At 63.1% G+C, this 26,394-nt stretch carries 30 protein-coding genes; 26 read left to right on the top strand and 4 right to left on the bottom strand.

Features of this window, described 5'->3' with window-relative positions; genetic code table 11:
* Positions 1-26 precede the first annotated feature (26 nt).
* From queD to ACQS5P_RS19405, 16 genes are all read left to right on the top strand, one after another.
* Positions 27-389 carry a 6-carboxytetrahydropterin synthase QueD gene (gene queD / locus ACQS5P_RS19480; protein ID WP_428941048.1) on the top strand — a complete coding sequence of 121 codons (363 nt, stop codon included), beginning with the start codon at positions 27-29 and terminating at the stop codon, positions 387-389.
* 145 nt (positions 390-534) lie between these two features.
* On the top strand, positions 535-1,266 hold the full coding sequence (pduL, locus tag ACQS5P_RS19475; protein WP_428938284.1) for a phosphate propanoyltransferase: 732 nt from the start codon (positions 535-537) through the stop codon (positions 1,264-1,266).
* Between the two features lie 116 nt (positions 1,267-1,382).
* Positions 1,383-1,709 (top strand): BMC domain-containing protein, encoded by a 327-nt coding sequence (locus tag ACQS5P_RS19470; protein ID WP_428938283.1) that lies wholly within the window; start codon positions 1,383-1,385, stop codon positions 1,707-1,709.
* Positions 1,710-1,793: 84 nt separating this feature from the next.
* The gene (locus ACQS5P_RS19465; RefSeq protein ID WP_428938282.1) at positions 1,794-2,111 is read left to right on the top strand and encodes a BMC domain-containing protein; all 318 of its coding nucleotides are present in this window, start codon (positions 1,794-1,796) and stop codon (positions 2,109-2,111) included.
* Between the two features lie 96 nt (positions 2,112-2,207).
* On the top strand, positions 2,208-3,332 hold the full coding sequence (locus ACQS5P_RS19460; protein ID WP_428938281.1) for an acetate/propionate family kinase: 1,125 nt from the start codon (positions 2,208-2,210) through the stop codon (positions 3,330-3,332).
* A 110-nt stretch (positions 3,333-3,442) separates the two neighbouring features.
* Positions 3,443-3,712: a BMC domain-containing protein gene (locus ACQS5P_RS19455; RefSeq protein WP_428938280.1), complete on the top strand. Its 270-nt coding sequence runs from the start codon at positions 3,443-3,445 to the stop codon at positions 3,710-3,712.
* Between the two features lie 84 nt (positions 3,713-3,796).
* Positions 3,797-4,120 carry a EutN/CcmL family microcompartment protein gene (locus ACQS5P_RS19450; protein ID WP_428938279.1) on the top strand — a complete coding sequence of 108 codons (324 nt, stop codon included), beginning with the start codon at positions 3,797-3,799 and terminating at the stop codon, positions 4,118-4,120.
* A 95-nt stretch (positions 4,121-4,215) separates the two neighbouring features.
* A complete protein-coding gene (locus tag ACQS5P_RS19445) occupies positions 4,216-5,688 on the top strand; it encodes an aldehyde dehydrogenase family protein (RefSeq protein WP_428938278.1) in 1,473 nt (490 codons plus the stop codon).
* 141 nt (positions 5,689-5,829) lie between these two features.
* Positions 5,830-6,087 (top strand): EutN/CcmL family microcompartment protein, encoded by a 258-nt coding sequence (locus ACQS5P_RS19440; protein ID WP_428938277.1) that lies wholly within the window; start codon positions 5,830-5,832, stop codon positions 6,085-6,087.
* A gap of 100 nt (positions 6,088-6,187) precedes the next feature.
* Entirely contained in the window at positions 6,188-6,835 is a 648-nt protein-coding gene (locus ACQS5P_RS19435; RefSeq protein WP_428938276.1) for an RpiB/LacA/LacB family sugar-phosphate isomerase, read from the top strand.
* Positions 6,826-7,119, top strand: coding sequence for a EutN/CcmL family microcompartment protein (locus ACQS5P_RS19430; RefSeq protein ID WP_428938275.1), 294 nt, complete (start codon positions 6,826-6,828; stop codon positions 7,117-7,119). The genes ACQS5P_RS19435 and ACQS5P_RS19430 overlap by 10 nt, the downstream gene beginning before the upstream one ends.
* 98 nt (positions 7,120-7,217) lie before the next feature.
* Positions 7,218-8,192, top strand: a complete 975-nt coding sequence (locus ACQS5P_RS19425; protein ID WP_428938274.1) for a class II aldolase/adducin family protein — start codon at positions 7,218-7,220, stop codon at positions 8,190-8,192.
* Positions 8,193-8,209: 17 nt separating this feature from the next.
* A complete protein-coding gene (locus tag ACQS5P_RS19420; RefSeq protein WP_428938273.1) occupies positions 8,210-9,136 on the top strand; it encodes a malate dehydrogenase in 927 nt (308 codons plus the stop codon).
* Between the two features lie 74 nt (positions 9,137-9,210).
* A complete protein-coding gene (locus ACQS5P_RS19415; RefSeq protein WP_428938272.1) occupies positions 9,211-10,422 on the top strand; it encodes a hypothetical protein in 1,212 nt (403 codons plus the stop codon).
* A gap of 145 nt (positions 10,423-10,567) precedes the next feature.
* Entirely contained in the window at positions 10,568-11,353 is a 786-nt protein-coding gene (locus ACQS5P_RS19410) for a DeoR/GlpR family DNA-binding transcription regulator (protein WP_428938271.1), read from the top strand.
* The gene (locus ACQS5P_RS19405; RefSeq protein ID WP_428938270.1) at positions 11,343-11,948 is read left to right on the top strand and encodes a histidine phosphatase family protein; all 606 of its coding nucleotides are present in this window, start codon (positions 11,343-11,345) and stop codon (positions 11,946-11,948) included. The genes ACQS5P_RS19410 and ACQS5P_RS19405 overlap by 11 nt, the downstream gene beginning before the upstream one ends.
* A 2-nt stretch (positions 11,949-11,950) precedes the next feature.
* Here the strand turns inward: ACQS5P_RS19405 and ACQS5P_RS19400 are convergent, their stop codons facing one another.
* Complete coding sequence (locus ACQS5P_RS19400; RefSeq protein WP_428938269.1) at positions 11,951-12,079, bottom strand: hypothetical protein; 129 nt, start codon at positions 12,077-12,079, stop codon at positions 11,951-11,953.
* A gap of 142 nt (positions 12,080-12,221) precedes the next feature.
* Here ACQS5P_RS19400 and ACQS5P_RS19395 point away from each other — a divergent pair, with 142 nt between their 5' ends.
* The 4 genes from ACQS5P_RS19395 to ACQS5P_RS19380 all read left to right on the top strand — a co-directional run bounded on the left by ACQS5P_RS19395 (position 12,222) and on the right by ACQS5P_RS19380 (position 16,580).
* A complete protein-coding gene (locus ACQS5P_RS19395) occupies positions 12,222-13,316 on the top strand; it encodes an Ldh family oxidoreductase (protein WP_428938268.1) in 1,095 nt (364 codons plus the stop codon).
* Positions 13,317-13,391: 75 nt separating this feature from the next.
* On the top strand, positions 13,392-14,261 hold the full coding sequence (locus ACQS5P_RS19390; protein ID WP_428938267.1) for a hypothetical protein: 870 nt from the start codon (positions 13,392-13,394) through the stop codon (positions 14,259-14,261).
* A gap of 26 nt (positions 14,262-14,287) precedes the next feature.
* Positions 14,288-15,676 carry a S41 family peptidase gene (locus tag ACQS5P_RS19385; RefSeq protein ID WP_428938266.1) on the top strand — a complete coding sequence of 463 codons (1,389 nt, stop codon included), beginning with the start codon at positions 14,288-14,290 and terminating at the stop codon, positions 15,674-15,676.
* A 370-nt stretch (positions 15,677-16,046) separates the two neighbouring features.
* Positions 16,047-16,580 (top strand): glycine cleavage system protein R, encoded by a 534-nt coding sequence (locus ACQS5P_RS19380; protein ID WP_428938265.1) that lies wholly within the window; start codon positions 16,047-16,049, stop codon positions 16,578-16,580.
* A gap of 6 nt (positions 16,581-16,586) precedes the next feature.
* Here the strand turns inward: ACQS5P_RS19380 and ACQS5P_RS19375 are convergent, their stop codons facing one another.
* Positions 16,587-18,149, bottom strand: a complete 1,563-nt coding sequence (locus ACQS5P_RS19375) for a hypothetical protein (RefSeq protein ID WP_428938264.1) — start codon at positions 18,147-18,149, stop codon at positions 16,587-16,589.
* A 104-nt stretch (positions 18,150-18,253) separates the two neighbouring features.
* Between ACQS5P_RS19375 and ACQS5P_RS19370 the strand changes: the two genes are divergently transcribed.
* Positions 18,254-18,526 (top strand): hypothetical protein, encoded by a 273-nt coding sequence (locus ACQS5P_RS19370; protein WP_428938263.1) that lies wholly within the window; start codon positions 18,254-18,256, stop codon positions 18,524-18,526.
* 37 nt (positions 18,527-18,563) lie between these two features.
* Here ACQS5P_RS19370 and ACQS5P_RS19365 read toward each other — a convergent pair whose 3' ends face one another.
* Entirely contained in the window at positions 18,564-19,697 is a 1,134-nt protein-coding gene (locus tag ACQS5P_RS19365) for a uroporphyrinogen decarboxylase family protein (protein ID WP_428938262.1), read from the bottom strand.
* Positions 19,698-19,913: 216 nt separating this feature from the next.
* Between ACQS5P_RS19365 and ACQS5P_RS19360 the strand changes: the two genes are divergently transcribed.
* The 5 genes from ACQS5P_RS19360 (at position 19,914) to ACQS5P_RS19340 (ending at position 26,006) form a co-directional block, all read left to right on the top strand.
* Entirely contained in the window at positions 19,914-20,390 is a 477-nt protein-coding gene (locus tag ACQS5P_RS19360; protein WP_428938261.1) for a hypothetical protein, read from the top strand.
* A gap of 480 nt (positions 20,391-20,870) precedes the next feature.
* Complete coding sequence (locus tag ACQS5P_RS19355) at positions 20,871-21,842, top strand: PhoH family protein (protein WP_428938260.1); 972 nt, start codon at positions 20,871-20,873, stop codon at positions 21,840-21,842.
* The gene (locus ACQS5P_RS19350) at positions 21,842-24,151 is read left to right on the top strand and encodes an HD family phosphohydrolase (RefSeq protein WP_428938259.1); all 2,310 of its coding nucleotides are present in this window, start codon (positions 21,842-21,844) and stop codon (positions 24,149-24,151) included. Before ACQS5P_RS19355 ends, ACQS5P_RS19350 begins: the two co-directional genes overlap by 1 nt.
* 62 nt (positions 24,152-24,213) lie before the next feature.
* Positions 24,214-24,711: an rRNA maturation RNase YbeY gene (gene ybeY / locus ACQS5P_RS19345; RefSeq protein ID WP_428938258.1), complete on the top strand. Its 498-nt coding sequence runs from the start codon at positions 24,214-24,216 to the stop codon at positions 24,709-24,711.
* Positions 24,708-26,006, top strand: coding sequence for a hemolysin family protein (locus tag ACQS5P_RS19340; protein ID WP_428938257.1), 1,299 nt, complete (start codon positions 24,708-24,710; stop codon positions 26,004-26,006). The genes ybeY and ACQS5P_RS19340 overlap by 4 nt, the downstream gene beginning before the upstream one ends.
* A gap of 69 nt (positions 26,007-26,075) precedes the next feature.
* Here ACQS5P_RS19340 and ACQS5P_RS19335 read toward each other — a convergent pair whose 3' ends face one another.
* Positions 26,076-26,348, bottom strand: a complete 273-nt coding sequence (locus tag ACQS5P_RS19335) for a hypothetical protein (protein ID WP_428938256.1) — start codon at positions 26,346-26,348, stop codon at positions 26,076-26,078.
* Between the last annotated feature and the right edge of the window lie 46 nt (positions 26,349-26,394).

Genomic DNA, 26,394 nt, shown 5'->3' with positions numbered 1-26,394 from the left:
GTGAAGATTGCCCTATCATGACATTCATGGTGGTGCGACTGGTCAAGACGTTTCGCTTCGAGGCGGCCCACGACCTGCCGACGTTTCCTGAGGGCCACAAGTGCCGCCGCCTGCACGGACACTCGTTCAGGTTTGATGTGGTCGTCGAGGGCGAGGTGGATCCGGCCAAGGGGTATCTGATTGACTACGGCGAGATCAAGCGGGCCGCCGAGCCGATCGTGAAACGGCTGGACCACTACTACCTGAACGAAATCGAGGGTCTGTCAAATCCTACCAGCGAGCAGTTGGCGCGATGGATCTGGGAGAAGCTCAAACCTGTGCTGCCGCTTTTATCGCGCATAATTGTTTACGAGACATGCACTTCCGCGTGTGAATACGATGGCCGATAGGAGCATTTCCCCCACCCGGGCCGTTGGCAGGCTGCAGGCCACGTCCGATGCACAAACATGGACAAATTTGCGCACTTGTGAGAAACTCTTCACAAGACGTGATTTTATTTGACATCTTCTGGAAGATTTTGCATACTTCTGGATCATGGTGGCGGCAGCAACCCAATCGACAGGCCGAACGCTCCGGCGAGAAGAGGTCGAACAGCTCGTCCGTGAAGTCCTGCGGCAGCGGCTGGCTGGGCTGATCACCCCGCCCCCGGTACGCGAACAACGCGCCGCGATGCCCGAGCGCGCCGGCGGACCACCGCACCCGCTGGTCGTCAACGTCTCCGCCAGGCACATGCACGTGACCCCTGAGCATCTTGAGGTCCTGTTCGGCCCGGGCGCCAAGCTCACCAAGCTCAAGGACCTCTACCAGCAGGGCGAATTCGCTTCGGAACAGACCGTCACGCTGGTCGGCCCGCGGCAGCGGATCATTCCCAACGTGCGAATCCTCGGCCCGACCCGAAACTACACCCAGGTCGAGCTCAGCTACACCGACGGAATCTACCTGGGCATCGACCTGCCGCTGCGGATCAGCGGCGATCATCATGACACCCCGGGCATCACCATACTCGGCCCCAAAGGAGCGCTCACCATCGATAAGGGCGTGATCCGCGCCGAACGGCACGTGCACATGGGCCAGGCCGATTTGGATTACTACGGCGTGAAGGACGGGGACTACATGAAACTGAAGGTCGAAGGCCCCTGCGGCGTAACCTTCGACCGGGTGAAGGTGCGTTATCACCCCAAGGTGATCCTGGAGGTGCACATCGATACCGACGAAGGCAACGCCTGCGATCTGGAATCGGCGACGGCGATGGAGTTGTTCAAGTGAAACAAGAATGCGTGAGACATGAGGCTCACCGGTGCATTGGATGACGGCTTGATCATGTTTCATGTTTTTCAGGTTTCGCAAAGAAAACAAAAGCGAGCCAATTGAAAGGAACCTGTATGCCCAGCGAAGCCCTCGGCCTGCTTGAATGCAAAGGTCTGGTTGCCCTGATGGAGGGCACTGACGCGATGCTGAAGGCGGCCAACGTGGAAATGATCGGATGGGACAAAGCCGGCAGCGGCATGGTGACGGCGTTTGTGAAGGGGGATGTGGCGGCGGTGAAGGCGGCGGTGGACGCCGGCGCCGAAGCCGCCGGTCGCATCGGAACCGTGATCGCGGTGCACGTGATTGCCCGGCCTCACGATGAGCTGGTCGGCGTGATGCCGAAGAAGAAAACCGCTGCCGCCGCGCCCGGCGGTCGGATGGCGGAATCGGCCAAGAAGTAACGGGTGTCATTCGCGTCACGGGCGGCTTGCCCGTGCCAGCGACTCACGCACGGGCCCGACGCCCGTGACACAGGAGCGTTCCACATGGCAGACGTTTCAGGAAATGGTCAGTACGGCAACGCGATCGGCATGGTCGAGACGCGCGGCTGGACCGGATCGGTCGAAGCCGCCGACGCGATGTGCAAGGCGGCCAATGTCGAGATCATCAAGACGGTGCAGATCGGCGGGGCATACGTCACGACGATCGTGCGCGGGGACGTGGGATCGGTCAAGGCGGCGGTGGATGCCGGCGCCGAAGCCGCCAGCAAGGTCGGCGAACTGGTCGCCAGCCACGTGATCGCGCGGCCGCATCCGGATCTGCTGGCCGGCTTCAGCGTTCCGGCAGGACAAGCCGTCGGGTGAAGAAAGCCACGGCAGAAGGATGAAGGCTCAGGGATGAAAAAGCTCATCCGAAAGCACTGAATCAGCCTTCTGTTCTGCCCTCATCCGTGCCTTCACATGCTCGTGCTTGTCGCCAACCTCGGCTCGACCTCGTTCAAGTTCAAGCTCCTGGACATGGAGCGTGACGGCGAGGTGGTCGCGCGCGGCGGGTACGAGCGGATTGGGCAGCCTGGTGCCCCCTACCGCACGCACGCCGACGTGATCGAGGTGATCCTCAAGGAGCTGGCCGAGCGGAAGCAGAAGCCGGACGCGATCGGCTTCAAGGCGGTTCACGGCGGGCCGATCAGCGGCGCGGTGCGCGTCACCGACGAGGTGATCGCGACGATGGAGCAGTTTGCCGACGTGGCCCCGGCGCACAATCCGCCTTACATCGCGGCGATGCGCGCGTTCCGCGAGAAGCTGCCGAACACGCCTCAGGTGGCGGCGTTTGAGACCGCGTTTCACCAGACCATCCCCCTGCCGCGACAGGTGTACGCGATCCCCTGGGAGTGGACCGAAAAGCTGGGCATCCGACGCTACGGCTTCCACGGCGCAAGCCATCGCTACATCGCCACGCGCGTGCCCGAACTGGTGGGCCGGGAGCAGAGCCGGCGGATTATCTCCTGCCACCTGGGCGGCTCCAGCTCGATCTGTGCCATCGAGAACGGGCGCAGCGTCGCCAACAGCTTCGGAATGACGGCGCAATCGGGCCTGCCACACAACAACCGCGTCGGCGATTTCGACGCCTTTGCGCTGCTGAAGCTGATCAGGCAGGGCTTGTCGCTGGAAGAGATCTTCAAACGACTGAGCAGGGAAGGCGGGTTGCTCGGCATCAGCGGCGTGTCGAATGACATGCGCGATATCGAGAAGGCGGCGGCAGAGGGAAATGCCCGCGCGAAGCTCGCGATCGACGCCCTGGTCGAAGCGGTGCGTCACTACATCGGAGCATACCTGGTGGTGCTGGGCGGATGCGACGTGCTGGCGTTTACCGGAGGCATCGGCGAGAACGGCGTGGCGGTTCGCGAGGCGATCTGCCGCAATCTCGAATTCGCCGGGATAGTCCTCGACCGCTCGAAAAATCAGGTGCGCGGACAGGAAACGAAAATCAGTGCCGTCGAATCCGGCGCCGAAATCTGGATCGTGCCGACAAACGAGGAGCTGATCGTCGCCAGGCAGACGATGGCCGTGCTGCAAGTGAACTGACAGGAGTTGAACCGCGAAGATGCCAAGTCACGAGGCGAGTTCTCAAGTGCAGACGTCGTCTTCGTGCCTGCGTGTGCTGGTGGTTGGAAACGAACGAACGGGAGTTGCCCATGGCAAATGGTGAAGCAATCGGGTTGATCGAAACCAAAGGGATTGTCGCGGCGGTGGAAGCGACCGACGCGGCGCTGAAGGCGGCGAACGTGCAGTTCGTCGATTCGCACAAGGTGGGCAGCGGGTATGTGTCGGTGACGCTCAAGGGCGATGTCGCCGCCGTCCGCGCCGCCGTCGATGCCGGCGCCGAAGCCGCCGGTCGCATCGGCGAGGTCATCTCCGTGCACGTGATCCCGCGGCCGCACAGCGAAGTGGCCAAGATGGGATAGGAATCAATGAATGCGGGATGAAGGCCCAAGGATGAGTTGGCATTGGTCATCCTTCATCCTTCGGCCCTCATCCTTGGAGTTGACATGTTCCTGGGACGAGTCACCGGCCACGTCGTGGCGACGCAGAAAGACAAGACCCTTGCCGGGCAGAAGCTGTTCGTGGTCGAACCGCTGAATGTGCAGTATGACCCGGCGACCAGTCGGCCCGCGTCGCTGGGCAACACCGGACGCGCGATCGTGGCGATCGACGTGGTGGGCGCCGGGGAGGGGCAGTTGGTGCTGGTGGTGCAGGGGTCCAGCGCGCGGATGACCGAGGTCACCAAGAACATGCCCGCGGATGCGGTGATCGTCGGCATCGTCGATTCCGCGGAATACGCGGGCAAGACCTTCTATCAGTCAAAAGCATAGGAGAAACCGCGGATGAACACGGATGCGCACAGATTTGAGCCACCAAATCGGCAATCCATCTGAGTTCATCGGTGTTCATCCGTGGTTTTGGAACTATGAACCAGGCACTGATCCAGGATGTGGTTGCGGAAGTAATGCGACGGCTGGGGCAGCGCAACGGCCCAGGCGTGGGGATGACGAGCCTGCCGCCGGCGCCGCCGCGCGCCGAAGTCGCCAGGGCACAGGCGGGCGGCGTTGTCGCCGACGGGCGGTTCGGGGTTTTCTCCAAAGTCGATGACGCCGTCGCCGCCGCCACCGAAGCCCAGAAGCAGCTTCTCAAGCTTTCGCTGGATGACCGCGACGCCGTCGTCAAGCTCGTCAAGCGCATGGCCAGGGAAAACGCCCGCGCCTGGGGCCGGATGGAATTCGAGGAGACGAAGATCGGCCGGCTGGACCACAAGATCGAAAAACTGGAGATCCTGGAGCTGGTTCCAGGGGTGGAATTCCTCAAGACGCATGCCGAGAGCGGCAGCAACGGACTGTGCCTTGAGGAATTCGCGCCGTTCGGGGTGATCGGGATCATCACGCCGGTCACGCACAGCGTGCCGACGCTGACGGCGAACGTGATCAATATGGTGGCGGCAGGGAACTCGATCGTGTGCAACGCGCACCCCAGCGGCGCCAACTGCGCAGCGCACGCGGTACGGGAATACAACAAGGCGATCAACGAGAAATACGGCATCGAGCATCTGGTCACGATCATCCATCCGCCGACATTGCGCACCGCCGAGGAGCTGTTCCAGCATCGCGGGGTGTCGCTATTGGTGGTGACGGGTGGACCGGGTGTGGCGCGTGCGGCGCTGGCGAGCAAGAAGCGCGCGATCGTCGCCGGGCCGGGCAATCCACCGGTTGTCGTTGATGAAACCGCGTGCCTCAAGAACGCCGCCGAGTCGATCGTCAAAGGCGCCGCATACGACAACAACCTGCTGTGCATCGGCGAGAAGCAGGTTTTCGCGGTCGAGTCGATCTTCGAGAAGCTGATGGCGCAGATGGAGCGGGCGGGCAGCTTCATCCTCAACGCCTCGCAGATCGAAGCATTGACACGGCAGGCGTTCACGATCGGCGAAAAGGATGGCAAGCCACACGTGAACAAGGATTTCGTGGGCAAGGACGCTTCGGTTCTGGCGCGAGCCGCGGGCGTCGAGGTCCCGCCCACAACGCAACTGCTCATCGGCGAAACGAGCTTCGAGCATCCGTTCGTGCAGGAAGAGCAGATGATGCCCTTCGTGCCGTTCGTGCGCGTCAAGGACGCCAACGAGGCGATCGACAAGGCGATCGAGTCGGAGCACGGCTTCCGGCACACGGCGATCATCCACAGCCGAAACCTCGACACGATCACGAAGTTCGGCCGGCGGGCAAACGTCACGCTGTTCGTGGTCAATGGCGCCAGCCCGGCGGGCCTGGGTCTCGGTGGCCAGGGCCACCTCAGCTACAGCATCGCCACGCCGACAGGCGAGGGGATCACGACTCCGCTGACGTTCACGCGGTATCGAAGAATAATGATCACAGGCTCGCTTCGGATGATCTAGAGAGAGATTTGAACCACGAAGGTACGAAGCCACGAACAACGACCAGAACCAGAACAAGAGGAAGATGAAAGATACCGCGGGGTCATTCGAATCGAAGGAATCGCCTCGTGATTTCGTGTCTTTCTGGTTCGTCTTTTTGAAATGCAGCTAGGCACCGTCATCGGCCACGCGACCTCGACGCTCAAGCACCCGTCTTTGACGGGGCTGCGGCTGGTGATCGTGCAGCCGCTGAACAACGCGCGGCAGCCGGAGGCGGATCCGGTGCTGGCAGTGGACCGGCTTGGCTCGCACCCCGGACAGACCGTCGTGATCAACAGCGACGGCAAAGGCGCGCGAGATCTGGTCGGTAACGAGAAGACTCCGGCCAGATGGTGGATCAGTTGTCTGGTGGATGAGTGAGAGGATTGCGGATGGCGGATTTGGGATGGCGGACTGGGGATTTGAGATTTCAGATTCGACATTGCGGATCCGCGATCCAGGCTCTGCAATCCGAGATCGCATGATCTTCACGGCGAGACAGCTCGAGCAGCTTCACCGCAGCAACGGGAGCAATGGGCAGGTGATCCTGCCCTACCGGGCGCGGCTGACGCCGCTGGCGCAGGACTGGATCAGGCAGCGCGGCATCGCCGTCGGGTATTCGGATGTCGAAGTTGAGGCGTCGAACAAGCCCGGCGCCGCGGAAACGACGGAGGCGGTGGAGCCGGCGACGCAACAATCCAGGCGGCTGCTGTGGTGGTGCGACGGCCCGTGCGGGCCGGCCAAGGCGGCACTGCTCACGGTGGCGCGCGAGGCCAACTTCAATGCCATCGAAGTGGCGGTTGATCCGCGGCGGATCGTCGAGGCCGTGAAGATCTTCGCCCGGGAAGTCCAGGCCGATCGCGCCGACGGCGGGGTGATGCTGGTCAGCAGCGGCGCAACCGCGATGGTCTATGCGAATCGTTGTCCCTCGCTTCGCGCGGTCCTGGGAACGTGTCTGGAGGCGGTGGACCAGGGGACGAAGCTGGTGGCGGCCAACGTGCTGGTCATCGAGCATCCCTACAAGACCCTGCCGCAGACGCGTGCCCTGCTGGCCAAGTTCGTCAAGGCGCGACGCGTGCTCAGCGAAGAGCTGAAAAGGCAGTTGTCGGAGCTGGCATCATGCGCATAGGCAAGGTCGTGGGTCGGGTGACATGCACGAACCTGTACCAGACGCTGGTCGGCGGACGGTTTCTGCTGGTCGAGGTGCAGGATCGCTTCGCGCTCAAAGGCCAGCCGCGAAAAACGAGCGAAGTTCTGGTCGTGTACGACCACCTTGGCGCGCACGCTGGCGACCTGATCGGCTTCAGCGAATCGCGCGAGGCGGCGATGCCGTTCTATCCGGAAAAGCGCGTGCCTCTGGATGCATACAACGCGTGCATCCTGGATGCGGCGGTGGTGAGTTATGACGTATGAAAGGCGTGAGGACATGCGAACGTGCGACGTGAAGCAGCGATGAAGTTTCATCTTCATTCCATCTTCATGTCTCATGGATTCATGTTTCACGAAGTCCCATGGCAACCAATTCAAACGGCCCGGTGAATGCTTCGGTCGAGATTGGGCGTCGCGGCGGCAATGGCAACGGCCAGCCGCGAGTCAGCGAGTTTCAGATCAAGCAGCATCTCTGCGACATCGGGCGACGCATCTGGCTCCGCGGCTTTTGCGCCGGCAATGAGGGAAACCACTCCTATCGGCTGGGTCCGGATCGGTTTCTGGTGACCCCGACGGGGGTGAGCAAGGGAAACCTCAAACCGGAGGACATCTGCCTGGTGGACAGCACCGGCAAGCAACTGGCCGGCAAGCGAAAGCGATCCAGCGAGTTCCTGATGCACGCGGCGATTTACAAGGCCCGGCCGGATGTCGTGGCGGTTATCCACTCGCATCCGCCGCATGCCACCGCCTTCGCCGTCGCCGGGGTGGAACTGCCCACGTGCATTCACCCCGAGGCCGAGGTCTTCCTGGGGCCGGTGAAGCTGGCCAAGTATGTCACGCCGGGCGATCAGCGGCTGGCGGATTCGATCCTGCCGTTCGTGAAGGACTCGAACACGATCCTGCTGGGCAGCCACGGGGTGGTGTGCTTCGATACGGACCTGGAGCAGTGCTACTACAAGCTCGAGATCGTCGATGCCTACGCGCGGATCCTGCTGCTGGCCAAGCAGCTTGGCAGCGTCAACACGCTGTCGGCGGCGGAGATGAGCGAGCTGATCCAGCTCAAGGCCCGCTTCGGATTGAGCGACCCGCGGATGGAAGAGGCGATCAAAGGGCATGTGAGCTGCAACGTCAGCGACTTCATGTCGCGCGTGAGCGGGGACGTGGGCGAGAAAGGCAGGATGGTCGGCCCCGGCGGGCAGGTTACGGCCGTGCAACGCGAGCAGGCCTGCGCCGCGCTGGCACAGGCGATCGGATCGATGGCGCCGGCGCAATACAGCGAGGCGGATATCGAACAGCTCGTGCAGACCATCACTGACCAGATCATGGCGACGATGTAGCCAGTGGAAACAGACGCATGAAGGTCTCGATCATCGGCGGCGGCGGCAGAGTGGGATCGAACACGGCGTTCGCGCTTCAGTGCGCGGGGATCGTGTCGGAGATTCACCTGCTCGACGCCAACGAGCAGCTCGCCGCGGGCGAGGCGCTGGACCTGCTTCACGGCACCAGCGTCGCCGGCGATCAGAAGATCTATGCCGCAAACTACGAAAAGTGCGCCGATGCCGATCTGGTCTGCATCACCGCGGGTCTGCGGCGAAAGCCGGATGAATCGCGGCTTGACCTGATCAATCGCAACGTGTCGCTGTTCAGGCAGATCCTCGATTCGCTCAAGCAGGCCGGGCTGAAGAAGGACGCGATCCTGTTTGTCGTGTCCAACCCGGTGGACATCCTCACGCGACTCGCGATCGATCATCTGAAGTACGATCCGAACAAGGTCATCGGGCTGGGCACGCAGCTCGACACGGCTCGCTTCCGTTCGTTGATCGCGCTGGAGCTTGGTGTGCCGGCCTCGCAGGTCAAGGCGCTGATCCTCGGCGAGCATGGGGACTCGATGGTGCCGATCTGGTCCAGTGCCACGGTCGGCGGGCTATCGCTTGTGAAGATGCCGCAATTCGGTGCGGCGGTGCAGCAGCGAATTTTCGAACGCACCAAAGGCAGCGGGGCCGAGGCGATCAAGCTCAAGGGCGGCGCCGGCTGGGCAGTGGCACTGACGATCGCGGAAGTGATTCACGCCATCGCGCTAAATCAGCCCAAGCTGTTGCCGGTTTCCACCCAGCTTGCCGGGGAGTACGGGATCAAGGGAACGTGCACGAGCGTGCCGACGCTGGTCGGGAGAAGCGGTGTGATCCGGCGTCTGGCGATCGAGCTTTGGCCGCGGGAGGAGAGCGCCCTCCAGGCCGGCGCCAGGCAGCTCGATGCGACCTACGCACAGGTGCAGAAGTAGTGTTGCCTGGTATCACGGGCGGTTCGGGCCCCTGTTCAGAGTGCATACACGGGCCAGGTGCCCGTAACACACGTATGCTCAAGTCACTCGATCAGAAACTGGCCAACATCCGCGCCAATCCGGGCAGCGCGAAGGATTTCATCCTCGCCGACGCCAAGGATGCGGACATGGCCACCGGTTTGGCCGCCACGGGCAGGGACCCGATCACCGGCAAGCCGCGCTCGCTGGCGGAGTATCGCGAGCAGATGCGTCAGGTGGTCAGGCAGGGGCTGGTGGACATCATGCTCATGTCCGCCAGTTCCAGTGAAATCCTGACGATCAGGGAACGCTTGTTTGACAATTCTCATGTGACACCGGCGGCTCGCGCCAACGACACGACCGACATCCACCTGCCGGCCGGGGGTACGTACGCCACCGAGCCTTCGCGCCCCTTCCGCAGCGTCACGATCGAGCAGATCCAGTCCGGCAAGGTGAATCCGACCGAAGCCGAAAGGCGTCTGGGCGCGAATCTGGGACTGTATTCGATCACGCCCAACAACAACATCGAGTTCGACTACGCCACACTGGAGGCGTACAAACAGTTCCGCATCGAAGCCGAGAGCAAGGGGTTTCGACATTTTCTGGAGGTGTTCGATCCGAACGCCTGTGGAGACAAGTGCCCGGCGGACGTGGGACGGTTCATTAATGATCTGATCGCGCGAACGCTTGCGGGTGTGCCCGGCGCCGGCCGGCCATTGTTTCTCAAGATGGTCTACCATGGGCCGCGGGCGATGGAGGAACTGGTCTCATACGACCCGACGCTGGTGCCGGGAATCCTTGGCGGGGCCAGCGGCACGACCTTTGACGCATTCGCACTGCTGGAGGATGCGCGCAAGTACGGCGCCCGGGCCGCGCTGTTCGGACGCAAGATCAACAACAGCGAACATCAGCTTACTTTCATCACGTACCTGCACGCCATCGCCAACGGACAGATCGGCGCGCGGGAGGCGGTCAAGGCGTATCACGCGGACCTGGAAAAGCTCAAGATCAAGCCTTTCCGCTCGCTGAAGGAGGATCTGGAACTGACGACCACGGTAACCAGCTACAGCGGTGCGGGGACTTCCAGCTCGATGGTTTCGCTGGCGGGCAGTGCCATGCCGCAGGCCAGGCGTTCCGGGGTGATCGCGACGACGGTGATCCCCAGGCGAGCCGACGGCGAACCGGATTTCAGCAGGATGACGGCGGCGCAGAAAGTCGCCTATGCGCGACAGCGCATCCGCGGCAATGGCAACAGCGCCGTGAGCTGAACGTGCGGAGAAAGCTGCGAATGACGATGCTCCCAACAGTGCCGGCGAATCTCCAGGCGATAGTGCCCGCTGCGGCAAGCTGCGGCGATGGACGGCGCTTTGCCCCGCCGGGCCTTGCGGCTTCGATCTTCAACCCCGGCCAGCCATGCTGATTCCCGAGCGTCAATCCCGGCTTCAGGAGATCATCGCCACGCGCGGGATGGTCGATCTGGAGACACTGGCTGAAGAACTGGGGGTATCGCAATCGACGATACGGCGTGACATCGACGCGCTGGCACAGCGCGGGCTGGTGACGCGCACGCACGGGGGCGTGATCTGGATAGGCCAGCGATCGCCCGGCGGGGACGGCGCCGGCCTGCGCCCGCCCTACGCTTTCGATCAGCGGATCGATTTCCAGGTCGAGGCCAAGCGCAAGATCGCCCGCGCCGCCAGGCAGCTTGTTTCCGCCAACGACACGATCCTGCTGGATGGCGGCACCACAACCTATTACTTCGCCCGGGAGCTTGTGGGACAGCGACTGCAACTCGTGACCAACTCGTTGCCGATCGCGGACCTGTTCCTCAACGATGAGCAGGTGGAGCTGGTTGTCGTCGGAGGCCTGTTGTATCCCCGGTATGGCGTGCTGCTGGGACCGACCGCCGAGCATGTGCTGGAAACCATTCACACCAAGACGCTGTTTTTCAGCGTGGCTGGAATTCACGAAGGCTCGCTGTACAACCAGAATCTGCTGCTGGTGCAGTCGGAGCGGCGGATGATGAAACAGTCGCAACGGGTGGTTCTGCTGGCCGACAGCAGCAAGTTCGGACAGCAGGCACTGGCGCGGCTGTGCGACCTGAACGAGATTGACACGGTGGTGACGGATGCGGATCTGCCCGAAGCCCATGCCCGGCGGATCCGCGCCGCAGGCTGCGAGTTGATCCTTGCCCGCTGACGCAACGCTCGAGGCCCGGATGCCCAGGCTCATCCTGATCAAACACGCTTCGCCACTGGTGGTCCCCGGAGAGCCGGCCCACCGCTGGCGACTTTCGGAGCAGGGTCGGGCAGCCTGCGTCCCACTGGCCGAGGCGCTACGCAACCACGCGCCGGCCGTGATTGTCTCCAGCACCGAGCCCAAGGCCGTCGAAACCGCCGAGCTTGTTGCGGCGCATCTGGCCATCCCTCACGAAACGGCGTCCGACCTGCACGAGCACGATCGCAGCAACGTGCCGCACATGCGTTCCGGCGAGTTCATCTCGATGATGGAGCTGATGTTTCGCAAGCCGGATCAGCTCGTGCTGGGACGCGAGACAGCCCGGCAGGCACAGCAACGATTCTCGCGCGCGGTGGAATCCGTGATCAACCGCCACAAGGACAGGGATCTGGCGATCGTCTCGCACGGGACGGTGATCGCGCTGTTTGTAGCGCAGCATTCGGCCACGCCCGCCTTTCAACTGTGGCGAACGATGCAATTGCCGTCGTTCGTGGTGATGGAACACCCGGGCTGGCGGGTCGTGGATACGACGGCGAGCATCCGGCGGCCAGATTGAGCCTACAGAAACGCCGGACTGAGGATCGCCGCGGCGATCGCGAGGATCAGCAGCACCAGCAGTGCCTCGACCGCAGTGTTGACGATTTGGCGCCAGCGTCGAGGATCATGCCTGGGCGGTTGGTCGGCCACGTTGGGCTGTACTGTATCGGTGTGGTTGCGATCAGTTCAAGCACATGCGGGTCGCGCCCACTTGACGTCGGGCATCCGACAGCCGACAAAACACCGCAACTGAAGTTCGGATTTCCAACAATCATCGAAACGGATACCAGACATGCCCACGACCTACATCATGCCGCCAGCGGTGCATAACCAGATCGTCTCGGCGGCGTATCGGAAGCGCGGATTCACGGCGGAGGAAGCCGAGGCGGCGGCGAGGTTCAGCCAGATCACCGCCTGGCACGGCATCAAAACCCACAACGCGATCAAGGCGCTGCATTTGGACGAGCACTTCGGCTCCAAAGCCGGCGGATGCGTGCCGGGCGCCAGGATCGAGAAGCTGCCCAGCAAGTACCGCGCGGTGCAGAAGTGGAACGCGAATCGCAAGCTCGGCCAGGCCGTTGCGTTCGAGGCGATGAATACCGCAATGCAACTGGCCGACGAGTTCGGCGTCGGCGTCGTCGCGGTGGACAACGCCTTTCACTACCTCTGGGGCGGCGGCTACGTCATCGACGCGGCCCAGAAGGGATACATCGCCTACACCTGCTGTACCGCGGCGCTGGCCGAAGTCGTGCCCTTCGGCGGCAAGTATCCCACCCTGGGAACCAATCCGCACTCCTGGGCATTCCCCACGCAGGATGCGATCGGCTATCCGATCTGCATCGACTGGGCCACCAGCACGGTGGCCATGGGACGCGTCCAGCAGTTCGCGCGCGAAGGCAAGCCGCTTCCGCCAGGCTGCGCCGTCGATGAGCACGGAAATCCAACCACCGATCCGAACAAGGTCAAGGCCCTGTTGCCTTTCGGACAGCACAAGGGCTATGGCCTGTCGCTTATCGATGAGCTGTACGCCGCGTTTATCGGCGGCTCGCTGCCCACCATCCGCAACCGCTGGGACAAAGTTCCCCCCGGCGAAAAGGGAACCTGCTGCTTCTTCTTCCAGTGCATCCGTCCCGACGCCATCAGTTGTGACAACTTCGCCCAAGGGCGATCGCAGATCCAGAACGTTAAAAAGGTCCTGGAAGACATCCTCGGACACGGCAACGAATCGTGTATGCTTCCCGGTCAGATCGAAGCGCAGGGCGCGGCCTTGAGCCAGAAGCATGGCGGACTGCTATTCACCCGGGCGGAGATCGACGAGTTCGTCAAGATCGCCAGGGAAGGCGGAGTAGCCTTCGATCCGGCGACGCTCAAGAGCGTGGAACTGTGAACGGTTTCCTCCGCCACAAGCGGCGCGCGATTCGAGCGAGGATCCGTGATTGCAGCACGCACATCTCACTGCCGGATGCGGTCAGTGTTACTGGCGGCGTGCGCGGTCTGCCTGTTGGCCAGCGCGGCAAGGACCGCAGCCCAGACGACGCGGCCAAGCACGCAATCGGCCGCGTTTGAGCTTGCAGGGCGCATCCAGGCGCCGGCGATCCGCGAGAGCTCGGGTGTGGCAGCCAGCCGCAGGTTTGCCGGCGTCTACTGGACCCACAACGACGGCGGACCGCTGAACTCGATTTACGCGATCACGCGTCAAGGCAGGTTGCTGGCCGAGTTTCCCGTGCGGGCGCGCAACGTCGACTGGGAAGACATCGCCATCGACGACACCGGGCGACTGTATCTGGCGGACATTGGCAACAACTCCGCCCAACGTCGCACCGCGCTGGTGCATCAACTGGACGAGCCTGATCCAGCCGGACCGGTTCGGCCGCTGCGTCCGCGGCGGACGTGGGAACTTCGCTACCCCGCCGAGCCGTTCGACGCCGAGAGCCTGTTCATCATCGCCGATCACGGATACCTCCTCAGCAAAAACCGCGACTTCAGCCCGGCACGGCTGTACCGATTCACCCTGGACCCCACCACCGGTGACAAACAGATTCTCCAGCTACTGACCACGCTGCCGCTGCGCATGCCGGTCATCGCCGCCGACGCCTCCGCCGACGCACGCTTGCTGGCGGTGATGACCGTCACTGGACCGGTGGTGTTTCACATCGATCCGGACGCGCCGGACCTGGCCTTGTGCCTGGCCTGGCAAACCACGTTTCTCGATCCACTGGCCGAAGGATTATGCTTCACAACCGACGGCGACTTGCTGGCCACAACCGAAGGCAGACGCATTGTGGTCTTCCCACTCAGGCTCAACGACCACGGGTCTGGCCACAGTAGGTAGCCGCGGTGCATCGTCCACTTGAATCGATGCGAACAGGCGTTGTCATCATCGCGATGCTCGGGGCGATGGCGAGGATTGTGAGCCTGCCCGCTGTGGCCGCGCCTCCGCGGGTGCTGCGCGCCGCGCCCGACCACGGCGATAACGATGTGGATCCCTCGCTGAATCAGATTGTCATCGAGTTTGATCAGCCGATGGACCCGGCGGGACATTCCGTCGTCGGCTCGGGGCCGGGCTTTCCGCGCATCGTCGGGCAGCCGATGTGGAAGGATGAGCGTACCTACGTCATTCCGGTGCGCCTGGTGCCCAGATACACGTACACACTGAGCATCAACAGCAAGACCTTCACGAACTTTCGGAACCGCGCCGGTGAATCGGCGGTGCCGTATCCGATCACGTTCACGACCGGGACGGCACGCGAGGCGGCGGCATCGACGGCGCCGGTTTCGCCAACCGCTCCTGTGGCGATGCCAACAACGGCGCCGGCCACGACGCTGCCGGCAGAGTCGAACCGGCGGGCGATCGCACAGCTCCGGCGCGCCATCGACCAGCAGTATGCCCATCGCGATTCACGGAAGGTCGATTGGCCGGCGCGGTTCGAACAGTTTTCGCCGCGCCTGCAAACCGCCCCGACGCGCGCCGAGTTTGCGAGCCTGGCCGCCGAGATGCTCGCCCCGGCCAGCGATCCTCATCTGTTTGTCCGTGCGGGCGCTCAGACGGTTGCGACCTGCCCCGCGCAGGCCGATGACAACCTCAACTTCGCGCTTCTGCCGAAGCTGATTCCTCAGTGGCGCGACCATGAAGCCACGGCCTACACCGGCCAATTCCCCGACGGCGTCGCCTATTTGCTGATCATGACCTGGTCGGCGGATCGACGCGAAGCGATCGAGCAGGCATGGAATCGCGTTCATGAGGCCGCGCCGCGGGCGATCATCATTGACGTGCGCGGCAACAGCGGCGGCAAAGCGGGCGAGGCAACGGCGCGGCGATTCGCCTCGCGGTTCACTGCCGAGCCGCGCGTCTACGCCAGACACCAGATTCGCCAAGATGGTCAGTGGCTTGGCCCGTTCGACAGGACGCTCGAGCCGGCTGAGGGTCAAGCGCGCTATTCAGGCAGGCTCGTCGTGCTACAGGGGCCACAGTCGATGGCGGAGAATGAATTGTTCCTGTTGATGATGCGCGCCTGCGGCGCGGCGCTGGTTGGACGCACATCATACGGAAGCAGCGGCGATCCGCAGCCGCTGCGACTCGAGAACGGCGTGCAGGTGTATCTGTCGAGCCGGCGCGATCTACAGCCCGACGGCGCCGCGATCGAAGCCGCCGGCATTCGGCCGGATGTTCAAGTCGATGCGCTGTCGCACGAGTTCGGCCAGAACGATCCCGTGCTCGAAGCTGCATTGAAGATCCTCAGGCCGTAACCCGGTGGCTAAGGGCATGCCTGTTGGTATCAAGGGCGCCAGGTCCGTGCTGAGTTGCACGAAGTGATGAAGAGCCCGAAGATCGGACTTTCGAATTCGAGCGCGCCCTGCATGGCCGGGACGGCCATGCCACAGTTGGCCCGTCTCCGCTGTTATCGCACGCACATGCGGTGGTCCGAGATGTGTATGAACGTCAGCCGGGACGCCCGTGACACTGTCGCACGTGTCCGGCTGCTACAGCGCGGCGACAGCTCGTGCACATCAAAGCTGCGCGTGTTAGGTTAAGCTGCGTGCGGAACGCAAGGTCGCAGCTTCGAGCCACAGACCGCGTTTCGCCGGCAAGCAACCCAGAATCAGAGGCAATCTATCCATGCGACAGATGATCATTTCCGCGGTTGGACCCGACAGGCCGGGGATCGTTGGCGAGTTGACCGGTCGGCTGCACGCGGCGGGAGGCAACATCCTCGACTCGAGGATGGTAAATCTGCGCGGCGAGTTCGCGATGATGATTCTTCTTGAAGCTCCCGACGACGCCGCCGAGGCGTTGCAGCGCGATCTCCCGGACCTGGGACGTAAAATGGGGCTGAACCTGTTCGTCACGCCGCAGGATACGCCCTCGCCCGGCCAGCGCGTCCAGGGGCTGCGATATCGCCTCAAGACCTATTCGATGGATCAGCCGGGAATCGTGGCGCGGCTGACCAATCTGCTGCGTCAGTACGGAGTGAACATCGAGGAGCTGGTTGCGCAGCAGCGTTCGGCGGCGTTTGCCGGATCGCCCCTTTTTATGACGGAGATGGAACTGACCGTCCCCCCGACAGTGCCTTTGAGCAAGCTGCGGGCCGAGCTTGAGTCGCTGTGCAACCAGTTGAACTGCGACGTGGATCTGGAATCCGCCGCGGACTGATGCGGTTCACGTCACGAACTGCATCGCGTACAGTCTGGCACAGCGCATCTGAAATCGCAGCCGGATCGGCTGGCCCGACAGCGATGACACGTCGCGTCTGCTTCTCCAGGAGACTTCGTAATCCGTGTCGTTGGCCATGATCTTATCGCAATCGTCGATGGCGAATCCTTCGATCGGGGCACCTGAGGCATCGGTGATCGCGACTCGCGCGCTGCCCGCGGCCGAGGTGTCGATGTTCAGCACCAGTCTGCTGCCCTGAAAGCGGATGGGCGGTGTGATGAACTGCCCGCCTTCGTAGGCAGCCTGGGCGCAGTAGAAGCCGTCCAGTCGCTGCTGCACGGCCGCCATCCAGCCCCAGCGTCGGCGGTCCTTGGACACGTTCTTCGATTCCTTGCGCGTCCCGCCGTGGCTGAGGTCGGTTCCGTTGTAGTACTGGTAGATACGCTTGCCGCGGCGAACGAGTCCCACCCCCATCATGATGAACGCCGCGTCCCAATCGTCCGTCATGCCCAACGGGACATAGGGCCTGCGATCCGGGCGCTGCCAGACGATCCCGTCCCGGCTGAACGCCGCCGCCGAGTCCAGCAGTCCGTCGTTGCCGTATTCTTTGGGGAAGTGGTGATACGTCGCCGGGAACATGAAGTACGCGTCTGCCCCCCAGGGGTACTTCACGCACGCGTTGGTGTAAAAGTCAACGTCGTCGGGATCTTGATCGTCGGCGGCGAAGACGATCTGCGGCGTCAGGCCCGCCCAGGGCTGATCGATCTGATCGATCTCGACCCGTGCCACCGATCGACCTTTGGGCTGAAGGCCCATGTCCGGGCGGGCGCGAAGGTACGCCACGTACTTGTTCAGCCGCTGGTCATAGAAGGCATTCTGCTGGCTGTCCGGCCGCCAGGGGCTCACCGGCTTGTCCGGCGTCGTAAATCGGATGCCATCAGCCGAGCAGGAGACGAACAGCCCCACGCCATGCGGGCCGATCGTGTGCAGCATCTTGTAGCGCTGCTGTGGCGGCGCGGTCGGATCGACGAACACCGTCCCATCGACGATCCGCGGCATCAGGATGTTGTTGCGCTTCGATCCCTCGAACTCAACCAGCCCCAGCTCCGGCTTGTCCCAGTGCAGGCCGTCGGTTGATTCGGCGTAGCAGAGGTAGGCGTGCTTGTCCCATGCGCCGGGCGTATTCCACTGGTCGTGCGAGAAACATGAGTAATACATCCGGGCCAGCTTCCCGTCGTCCACGACCGTGAAATACGAAGTGAGACGGAAGTCTTCCCAGGGACGGTCGGGTTTGAGCACCGGCCCGAGCTTGGCGGGCGGATTCATCGCGATGCTGATCCGCTCGGGCGCGTCGATGAATCGCTCATCGCAAAAGAGCTGGCGCGCCGAGCCGATGTCGATGAGGTCCTGTCTGGCGGGCTGCTTTGGTGACTGCCCGGCTGCGGCGTCGGTCTTGACCTGAGCCGTCGCCGCGGCGGCGCCGGATCGCGCGATTCCCGCCGCCGACAACATCGCCACGGTCGATCCTTTGAGATACGCCCGCCGACTGACCAGCGCCTGTCTGTTCATGATCCTCCTCGTCAGGAGCGTGGATAATAACGATAAATTATGTTTTTTGTCGATTGTCCTGTTGCGCGCCCATCTATGCGCGGCACCCGGGCCTATCATCGCGCATGTCCATCGATGCCCGCATCTCCGATGTGCTGGTCACGCTCGACAAGCGATGGGAAAACAGGCTCGACGATGCCCTGGCGCAGCTTCGCAAGGCCGGGCTTGATGTTCGCGAAACGTATGACAACAGCAGTGTCGTCGAGGGAACCATCGACGTGGGCAGGATTCGTGAGCTGGAGAAGCTCGATCCGGTCGATTACGTTCGCACGGTCTTCACCTACATCGCCGACTACCCGAGCGACGATCCGCGCGACCGGGACAGCAGCAGGCGCTGAGGCTGATCCTCGCGCTTGACCGCAAGCCTGTCGCGGATTACCCGGCTCCAACCGCTCGGCGCATCGCCAGGAAGTTCTCCAGCGGAATGTTGTTGGTGACGATGCTGGAGGAACCGATCAGGATTCTGCCTTCAGCGTCGTCGATGGCTTTGTGAACCGCATCGATGATCTCGGCCGGCTTGCCATACGGCAGCAGGTGGCTGACATCAATGCCTCCCGACAGCACCAGCCTGGGATGTCTTTGATGGATCTGTTTGATGTGGAACGGGACCTTCTCCAGGGGATTGAGAATGTCGATTCCCGCGCCCACCAGCCCGTCGATCAGCAATGTCAGGTCGCCGTCGGTGTGAAACATCACGTACAGTCCGCGCTCGTGCGCTGCATCGCAGACGCGCTTGAGTCCGGGCCAGTACTCCTTCTCGAAAAACTTCGGGCTGGCAAAAGGCCCCTGCTTGTAGGCCAGGTCATCGGCGATGAACAGTCCGAGCGGCCGATCCTGGCCATCGGGCAGCAGTTTGATCATTTCGACGGACCTGGCGAACTGCCGCTCCAGCAGCGCGCTGATCAGCTCCGGCGCGTCGTATTGGAACAGGAAGAACCTGTCCAGACCCACTTCCTCGTACAGGTCGGTCAGAAAGTACCCCTGGAGTGAGCGACACCCGACGCCGAACTGATGCTTGTCATGGACCCCAAAGCCCCAGAAGAACGCGATGTCGCGCAGGTACTGGCGCTCGATTCGGACGTACTCGGCGATGACCGCGCGCGCCTCCTGAAGTTCCTCCTCGGAAAAAATCGGCCCTTCCAGCAATTTCTCCTTCACACGAATGTACTGCTCGAGGCTCTCGTAGCTGCGATGCTCGACCCAGCGGGTCCATCGCTCGTACTTGGCCTGGCGACCGTCGGGCAGCACGTCAGTCATTGGAGGCACGGGCCGCTTGGGGATCATGCGCGTGGAATCCACCGCCCGCGCATGCGCGATGCAGCAGACCCGCTCCGCGTTCTCATAGGTCAGTGGTTCGGCGGCAAAGTACTCCAGGATCCGATCGTTGCGGATCGCGTCGAACAGCGGTTGACGGTCAAACTGCTGTCCGCGCAACAGGTTCACCACGCGTTGCCGGCCTGTCATGACAGTGCTGAGCCTCACTTTCACGCCGCTGCGATGCGCAGCCATGAACCTACCGCGATATCACAGGACTTACAAGTCCTCAGCATAAAGGGGTCGCAGCATAAAGGGGTCGGGAGTCTTTTCCGCCGCCCGGAAAAGACTCCCGACCCCTTTTTCGCCAACCGAACCATTGCCTGCGCGATCAGAACAAAGTGCGCGCCCTCCCGAACTGTAGTCGCCTGCGCTGGAGTCAACGCTGTCCTGGGCTGGTACACTACTGGCATGACGCAGCCCGGCCGATCGGCGCCGATCGTGCTGAACTACGCTTCGCCGCCGCCCGAGCGGCTGAAGCGAACTCATCCTCTGATTCGGGTAGCGCGATGGTTTGCCGGGGCGAGCATCGCATACTACCTGCTGCTGTTGTTCTGGGAGCCGGGATTCCAGTTCAGTCTTCATGAGCACGACGAACGCGCGTGGTTCAGCAACGAACTGGAGCGGCGGATCAACGAGCGTGATCGTCGCGCGGGGATAAACGTACCCCCGCCGCCGCCCATTCCTGCTCCGGTGGCTCCGAGCCGGCTGCTGGTCGCGACGCTCATGGCCGCCCGCGTCGTGGCCCTGCCGTGGGGGGTCTGGTTTGCCGTTGGCCTGCGCAGATGCGGCGCTGAGCTTGAGCGGGCCCGACCGCTGGTCCACCTTGGCTGCGTGAGCAAGCTGGCGATTGTTGGCCCGGTGCTGGTGCTGGCCGTCGTCGCCTAGGCCAAGCCGTTTCTTCAGGCCGGCGCCCGCGCGCCGCTGGTGGTGCTGGTTCTGGAGGCCGGTACGATCGCCGCCGCCTGGGCATTGCTCATGAACAGTCCATTGCCCGCCCAGCCAAGGGATTGATCAGGGAATTTGATCGGCCAAAACCGACGTCCGTGGCAGATAACGGCTGATAAACAAACAAGTTACCGAAATCTTCGCCGGCAAGTGCAAACTCGCGGCGGCCGGCACAGGCGAAAGGCGGTGCATGAGGCATGGGAAGTACAAACGCAAGCTGTTTATCATCAAAATCTTACACGCATAACGACATCTGCCTCCCCTGCAATCCTGCCCTCCTCCTGCGATTCGCGCTCGACATCGCCGATAGATTCTGGGACTATAATCAGCGCTCGGGGCAATCCCCCGCCGCGCACCGATGAACATCCATGGACAGGCACGAACCGTCACACTGGTACTGGTGGTGAACAGCTCTACCTCGTGAACCTCAGCATCACCCTGGAACAACCTGACAAGAAGCTGGCCCTGTTCGGCTCAGCCGACCGGTATCTGCGGATGATCCGCGACGCGCTGGGCGTGCAAATCGTGGCCAGGGATGACGAATTGCGTCTCAGCGGCGAGCGGGAGCAGGTCTCCAAGGCCGCCGCCGTGCTGGATCAGATGCAGCGCAAACTCCGCCGACAGGACTGGCTCAGCACCGAGGACGTGGGATCGGCTCTGAGGTACGTGATCGAGGCCGACCGCCAGCGTCGCGAGGACGAGATCGAGGTCTACGCCAAAGGCGCCTCGATCAAGCCAAAAACCGCCGGACAAAAGCGTTACGTCGAGGCGATCTTCAACCACGACCTGACGATCTGCATTGGTCCGGCCGGAACCGGCAAGACCTATCTGGCGGTGGCGGCCGCGGCATCGCTGCTGAAGCGCGGGCAGGTCAAGCGGATCGTGCTGGCCCGCCCGGCGGTCGAGGCCGGCGAGCGGCTGGGCTTCCTGCCCGGCGACATGCAGGCCAAGGTCAACCCCTATCTTCGCCCGCTGTTCGACGCCCTGCACGACATGATGGACTTCGAGCAGGTCAAACGCTTCATGGTCAACGACGTGATCGAGGTGATCCCGCTGGCCTTCATGCGCGGGCGCACCCTCAATGACAGCGTCATCATCCTTGACGAGGCCCAGAACACCACCCCTTCGCAGATGCTGATGTTTTTGACTCGACTGGGACACAATAGCAAGATGATTGTCACCGGCGACGTGACACAGATCGACCTGCCTCCCAATGTCCAGAGCGGGTTGATCGACGCGATCCGCAGGCTCAAGGGAATCAAGGGGATCGCGACCGTGGAGCTGGAGCGCAGCGACATCGTGCGTCACCGGCTGGTGCAGACCATCGTCAACGCCTATGAGCGCGAAGGCACGGACGCAGGCGCACAGCAGGCTGAAAAGGTGAGCAGGTAATGCTCGGATTCGGCAAATCCAGCAGCCCGCGGCGCAGCGAGATTCGCCGCAACCGGCCCGACGACGCCGGCCTTTCGGTGCTGCTGCGCCGGCTGCGCGCCGAGGGGGGGCTGTACTCGCTGACGGTGGCGGCGGTGTTCTGCATCCTGGCGATGCTGATCCTGGTCATGCGCGAGGACGTGGTGCGCTACCGTCCGGGTCAGTGGACTCGTCATGACATCGTCGCACGCGTGGACTTTCGCTATCGCGACGAGAAGCGTCTGGCCGACGCCAGGCAACGCGCCCGCCAGGCCACGCCACGCTACTACAAGCCCGCCGAGCCCGACACCTGGAAGCTGATCGAGCAGTCGCTGCTGGCTCTGCCGGATCGGGTCAAAGGCGCCAGCACGCTGGCGGAATTGCCCGTGGACCTGCGTGACGTGCTGGACGCGGGCGCGCTGGCGATGCTTCAGGACTATGCCGCCGGCATCGATCGTGACAAGTATCAGCAGTATGTGGCCGCCTACATCGCCACGCTCCGCGGCGAAAACCAGCCAGCCGAAAAACTCATCGTCCTTCCCGACGATCAGCGTCAGGCGGATCTGAACCGCACGATCGTGATTCAACCGGCCAACACGCCCATCCGCACCGAAACAACGTTTTCGCCGCGAATGCGCGAGGTGCTGCGGGCAAAATTCGAGCGACTGGCGTCGCTGAGCTTCGGCGTAACGCTGCATCCCAAGATCGCGGCGATCACGCTCGACCTGCTCAAGCCCACGCACGAACTGGACACCCAGGCCACCGCCCAGGCACAAAACCAGGCCGCCGAGCTGGTGCCGGCGTCGGCCGGTGACGTGATCTACCAGGCGAACCAGACAATCGTCCCGGCCGGAGAGATCAAGCAGGAGGACTGGCTGCTGCTTCGCGCCGAGAATGACGAGTACCTTCGCCGCCTCGGTCCGGCGCGATGGGCGCAGCGTCTGGGTCTGGCGGGGCTGGTCGTGCTGCTCACCATCGTCGCCGGCGCGTATGTGGCTCGCTATCAGCCCCGCGTGGTGCGCAACCACGCGCGGGCGGCGGCGATCGCCGTGCTGCTGCTGTCGATGCTCCTGTTGGCCCAGCTCGCGGCCCTGGGCTCCAGCACGATCTACTTTTTCGGCGTGGCGCCGACCATCCTGGTCGCGATGATCCTGGCCATCGCGTATGACCAGCGATTCGCGCTGGGCATGGCGACATTCCACGCGGTGCTGGTGACGCTGGCGCTGGGCGGAGATGTGAGCTTCCTGTTGATTCTGGAAGCGGGCGTGGTCACGTGCTGCTTCTTGATGGACGATCTTCGGACGCGCAGCAAATTGATCGAAGTTGGCGGGGCGACGGCGCTGGCGATGATCGCCGCCGCCGTCGCCGCGGGTTTCGTTCAGTTCGATCCGATGCAATACATCGCCCGCAACTGTCTGCACGCCGGCGCCGCGGGGCTGGGTGTCGGATTTGTCGTGCTTGGCATCCTGCCGTTCATCGAGAAGGCGTTCCGCATCACCACCAGCATGACGCTGCTGGAACTGGCCGACGCCAGCCAGCCGCTGCTTCGCCGCCTGTCGCTGGAAGCGCCCGGGACGTACAACCACAGTCTTCAGGTCGCGACACTTGCCGAGGAAGCCGCCGAAGCCATCGGCGCCAACTCCCTGCTCTGTCGCGTCGCCGCCTACTACCACGACATCGGCAAGATCAACAAGGCCGACTACTTTGTGGAAAACCAGACCGACGGAACCAACCGCCACATCAATCTTTCGCCCAGCGTTTCGCTGCTGATCATCATCGGACATGTCAAGGACGGCATCGAGCTGGCGCGGGAGTACAACCTGCCGACCAGCCTGTTCCCGTTCATCCAGCAGCATCACGGCACGACGCTGGTGGAGTTCTTCTACCAGCGGGCCTGCGACACCTGCACGCCGGACAATCCCACCGTCAGCGACACGCAATACCGCTACCCGGGCCCCAAGCCCCGGAGCAAGGAGATTGCGATCCTGATGCTGGCCGACGCGGTGGAAAGCGCCTGCCGCGCGATGCCCGAGCCGACCGCCAGCCGCATCGAGACGCTCGTGCACGAGATCGCGATGCGCCGCCTGACCGACGGGCAATTCGACGAATCCGACCTGACGATGCGCGAGCTGGAGCTGATCGAGCGATCGTTGACCAAGACACTGCTGGGGATCTACCACGGACGCATCGCCTATCCCTCCACCGCGGGCATCGGAGGCGGATCGTCCGGTGCTTCGGCAGGCTCAGCAGCCACCGCCGGCAGCACCATGCCTTCGGCAAAGACCGCATGAGAGCCACTTCCACCTCAGCGCCCAGCCGCAAGCGGCGATCGCCGGCCCTGCGAATGTCGATTATGCCCCGGATCGGCGCGCGATATGCCCCGTATGTCCGTCGCAAGTTGCGAGCGGCGATCCGCGTGCTCAAACCGGCGGCGCTGCGCGAGCTGTCGATCGTCCTGGTCAATGATCAGCAGATGAGCCGGCTTCACCGCCAGTTCATGTCAATCTCCGGGCCGACCGATGTGTTGACGTTTCCCATGGAGTTCGACGCCGCCGGGCGCGCCGTCAGCGGAGAGATCGTCATCTGCGTTCCCCAGGCCAGGCGAAGCGCCGCCGAGCATGGCAACAATGTCCGTGACGAGCTGCTGCTGTACGCGCTTCACGGGCTGTTGCACCTGTGCGGCTGGGACGATAGAACCGACCGGCAGTATCGCAGGATGCATCGCATGGAAGACGCCATCCTCCGCCGAATCGGCGTCGGGCCTGTGTTTTATGGCAGAGTCCGCAGGTCGGACCGCCGCGCATCGCGCGGCTCTGATGCACGACACACGCGCAAGGGACGCCGCCTATGACCGTCTGGCTCACTGTTGCTGGCGTGATCATCGCGGCGACGCTGTCGCTGCTGTTTTCCACACTGACCTACGCGCTGCGCGACTTTTCGCGTCCCAAGCTCTCGGAATACCTTCAGCGCGTCGGCCGATCGGAATACTTTGAGCCTACCGTCAAGCTCCATGAAGACCTGGTTTTCGTCACCGCGATCTGCCGCCTGCTGGCCAACATCCTCATCCTCATTGGCATCCTGCATCTGCTGAACAGGTACCAACTCTCGGAGTGGTTGCTGTATCTGGTTTCGGTACTGCTGACCGGGGTGATCACGATGTTCTGCTCGGTTGCGATCCCGCATGCTTTGGCCGAGCACATGGGCGAGGCGGTGATCGGGTCGCACGTGAAGTTCCTGCATGGCCTGCGGATCGCGCTGCTGCCGGCGACTCGGCTGATGCACGCCATCGACCGCGCCGTCGCCCGCGCGGTCGGCATGAGCGGCGAACCGGCGCCGGGACAACCCGAACATGAGATCCAGCAGGAAATCCTCTCCGTCGTGGAAGAAGGCGAAAAGGAGGGCGTCGTGGATGAGCAGGAACGCGAGATGATCGAATCGGTCATTCACTTCCGCGCCACCAGCGTCGCGCAGGTCATGACCGCACGCCCCGACATCGTCGCCCTGCCCATCAACGCTTCGCTGGAACAGGTCAAGCAGGTCATCGAGGAAAGCGGGCACTCGCGCATCCCTGTCTACGACGGCACCCTCGACCACATCGTCGGCATCCTGTACGCCCGCGACCTGCTCAAACACCTCGGCGAGCCGCCGGAGAAATTCGATATCCGCTCGGCCATGCGCCCGGCGTTCTATGTCCCGGAAACCAAGCCTCTGCGAGACCTGCTCCAGGATTTCCGGCTTCAGAAAGTTCACATGGCCATCGTGCTGGACGAGTACGGCGGCACTGCGGGACTGGTCAGCATCGAGGACGTGCTGGAACAGATCGTCGGCGATATCTCCGACGAGCACGAGCCGCAGGAGCCGGCCATGATCAAACGCATCGACGAACGCACGTTCGAGGCCGACGCACGGGTGCGCATCGACCAGATCAACCGCAACCTGCACCTGAACCTGCCCGAAGACGCCGGGTATGAAACGCTTGGCGGGTTCATCTCCAACATGCTGGGACGCATTCCGCAGGCCGGCACTACCTTCGAGCATCCCCCGGCGCGTTTCACGATCCTCGCCGCCGAACCACAACGCGTGGACCGCGTCCGCATCGAGCTGATTCCCGTGACCGAGGATCAGCAGACCCCTGCGGCGACTTGAAACGGGCCGCTGTGACGTCTCTCGCGTCTGACGGACGTCGCCCTGTGGTTCGGGCCGGCGCCTTCTGCGTCACTGCGTGTGTTGTCCCCGATACTTCTCGCCTGTGGCAAGATCAAAGCCGTGGTGATTTGGGTTGATCGGCCCGGCGAACTCGGCGCGGCAGCGGTAACAGACCGTGATCTGCGGGACGATCAGGTACAGGATCGCGTCCACGATCACCGCCGCCGTCAGGATCATCGCGCCGATCCAGAACCGCTGTCGCCAGGCCGCCAGCACGACAAACGCCGTCCCGGCGGCGGCGACGATCGCCAGTCCCAGCTTCTGCGGAAAATCCTTCCGCACGAACAAGTCCTCACAGCCGCATTTCGGACACACGTCCAGCGGATGC

It is taken from the genome of Fontivita pretiosa (assembly GCF_050410795.1).
Lineage (GTDB): Bacteria > Planctomycetota > Phycisphaerae > Tepidisphaerales > Tepidisphaeraceae > Fontivita > Fontivita pretiosa.
This window is presented reverse-complemented; position numbering and strand designations above follow the sequence as displayed.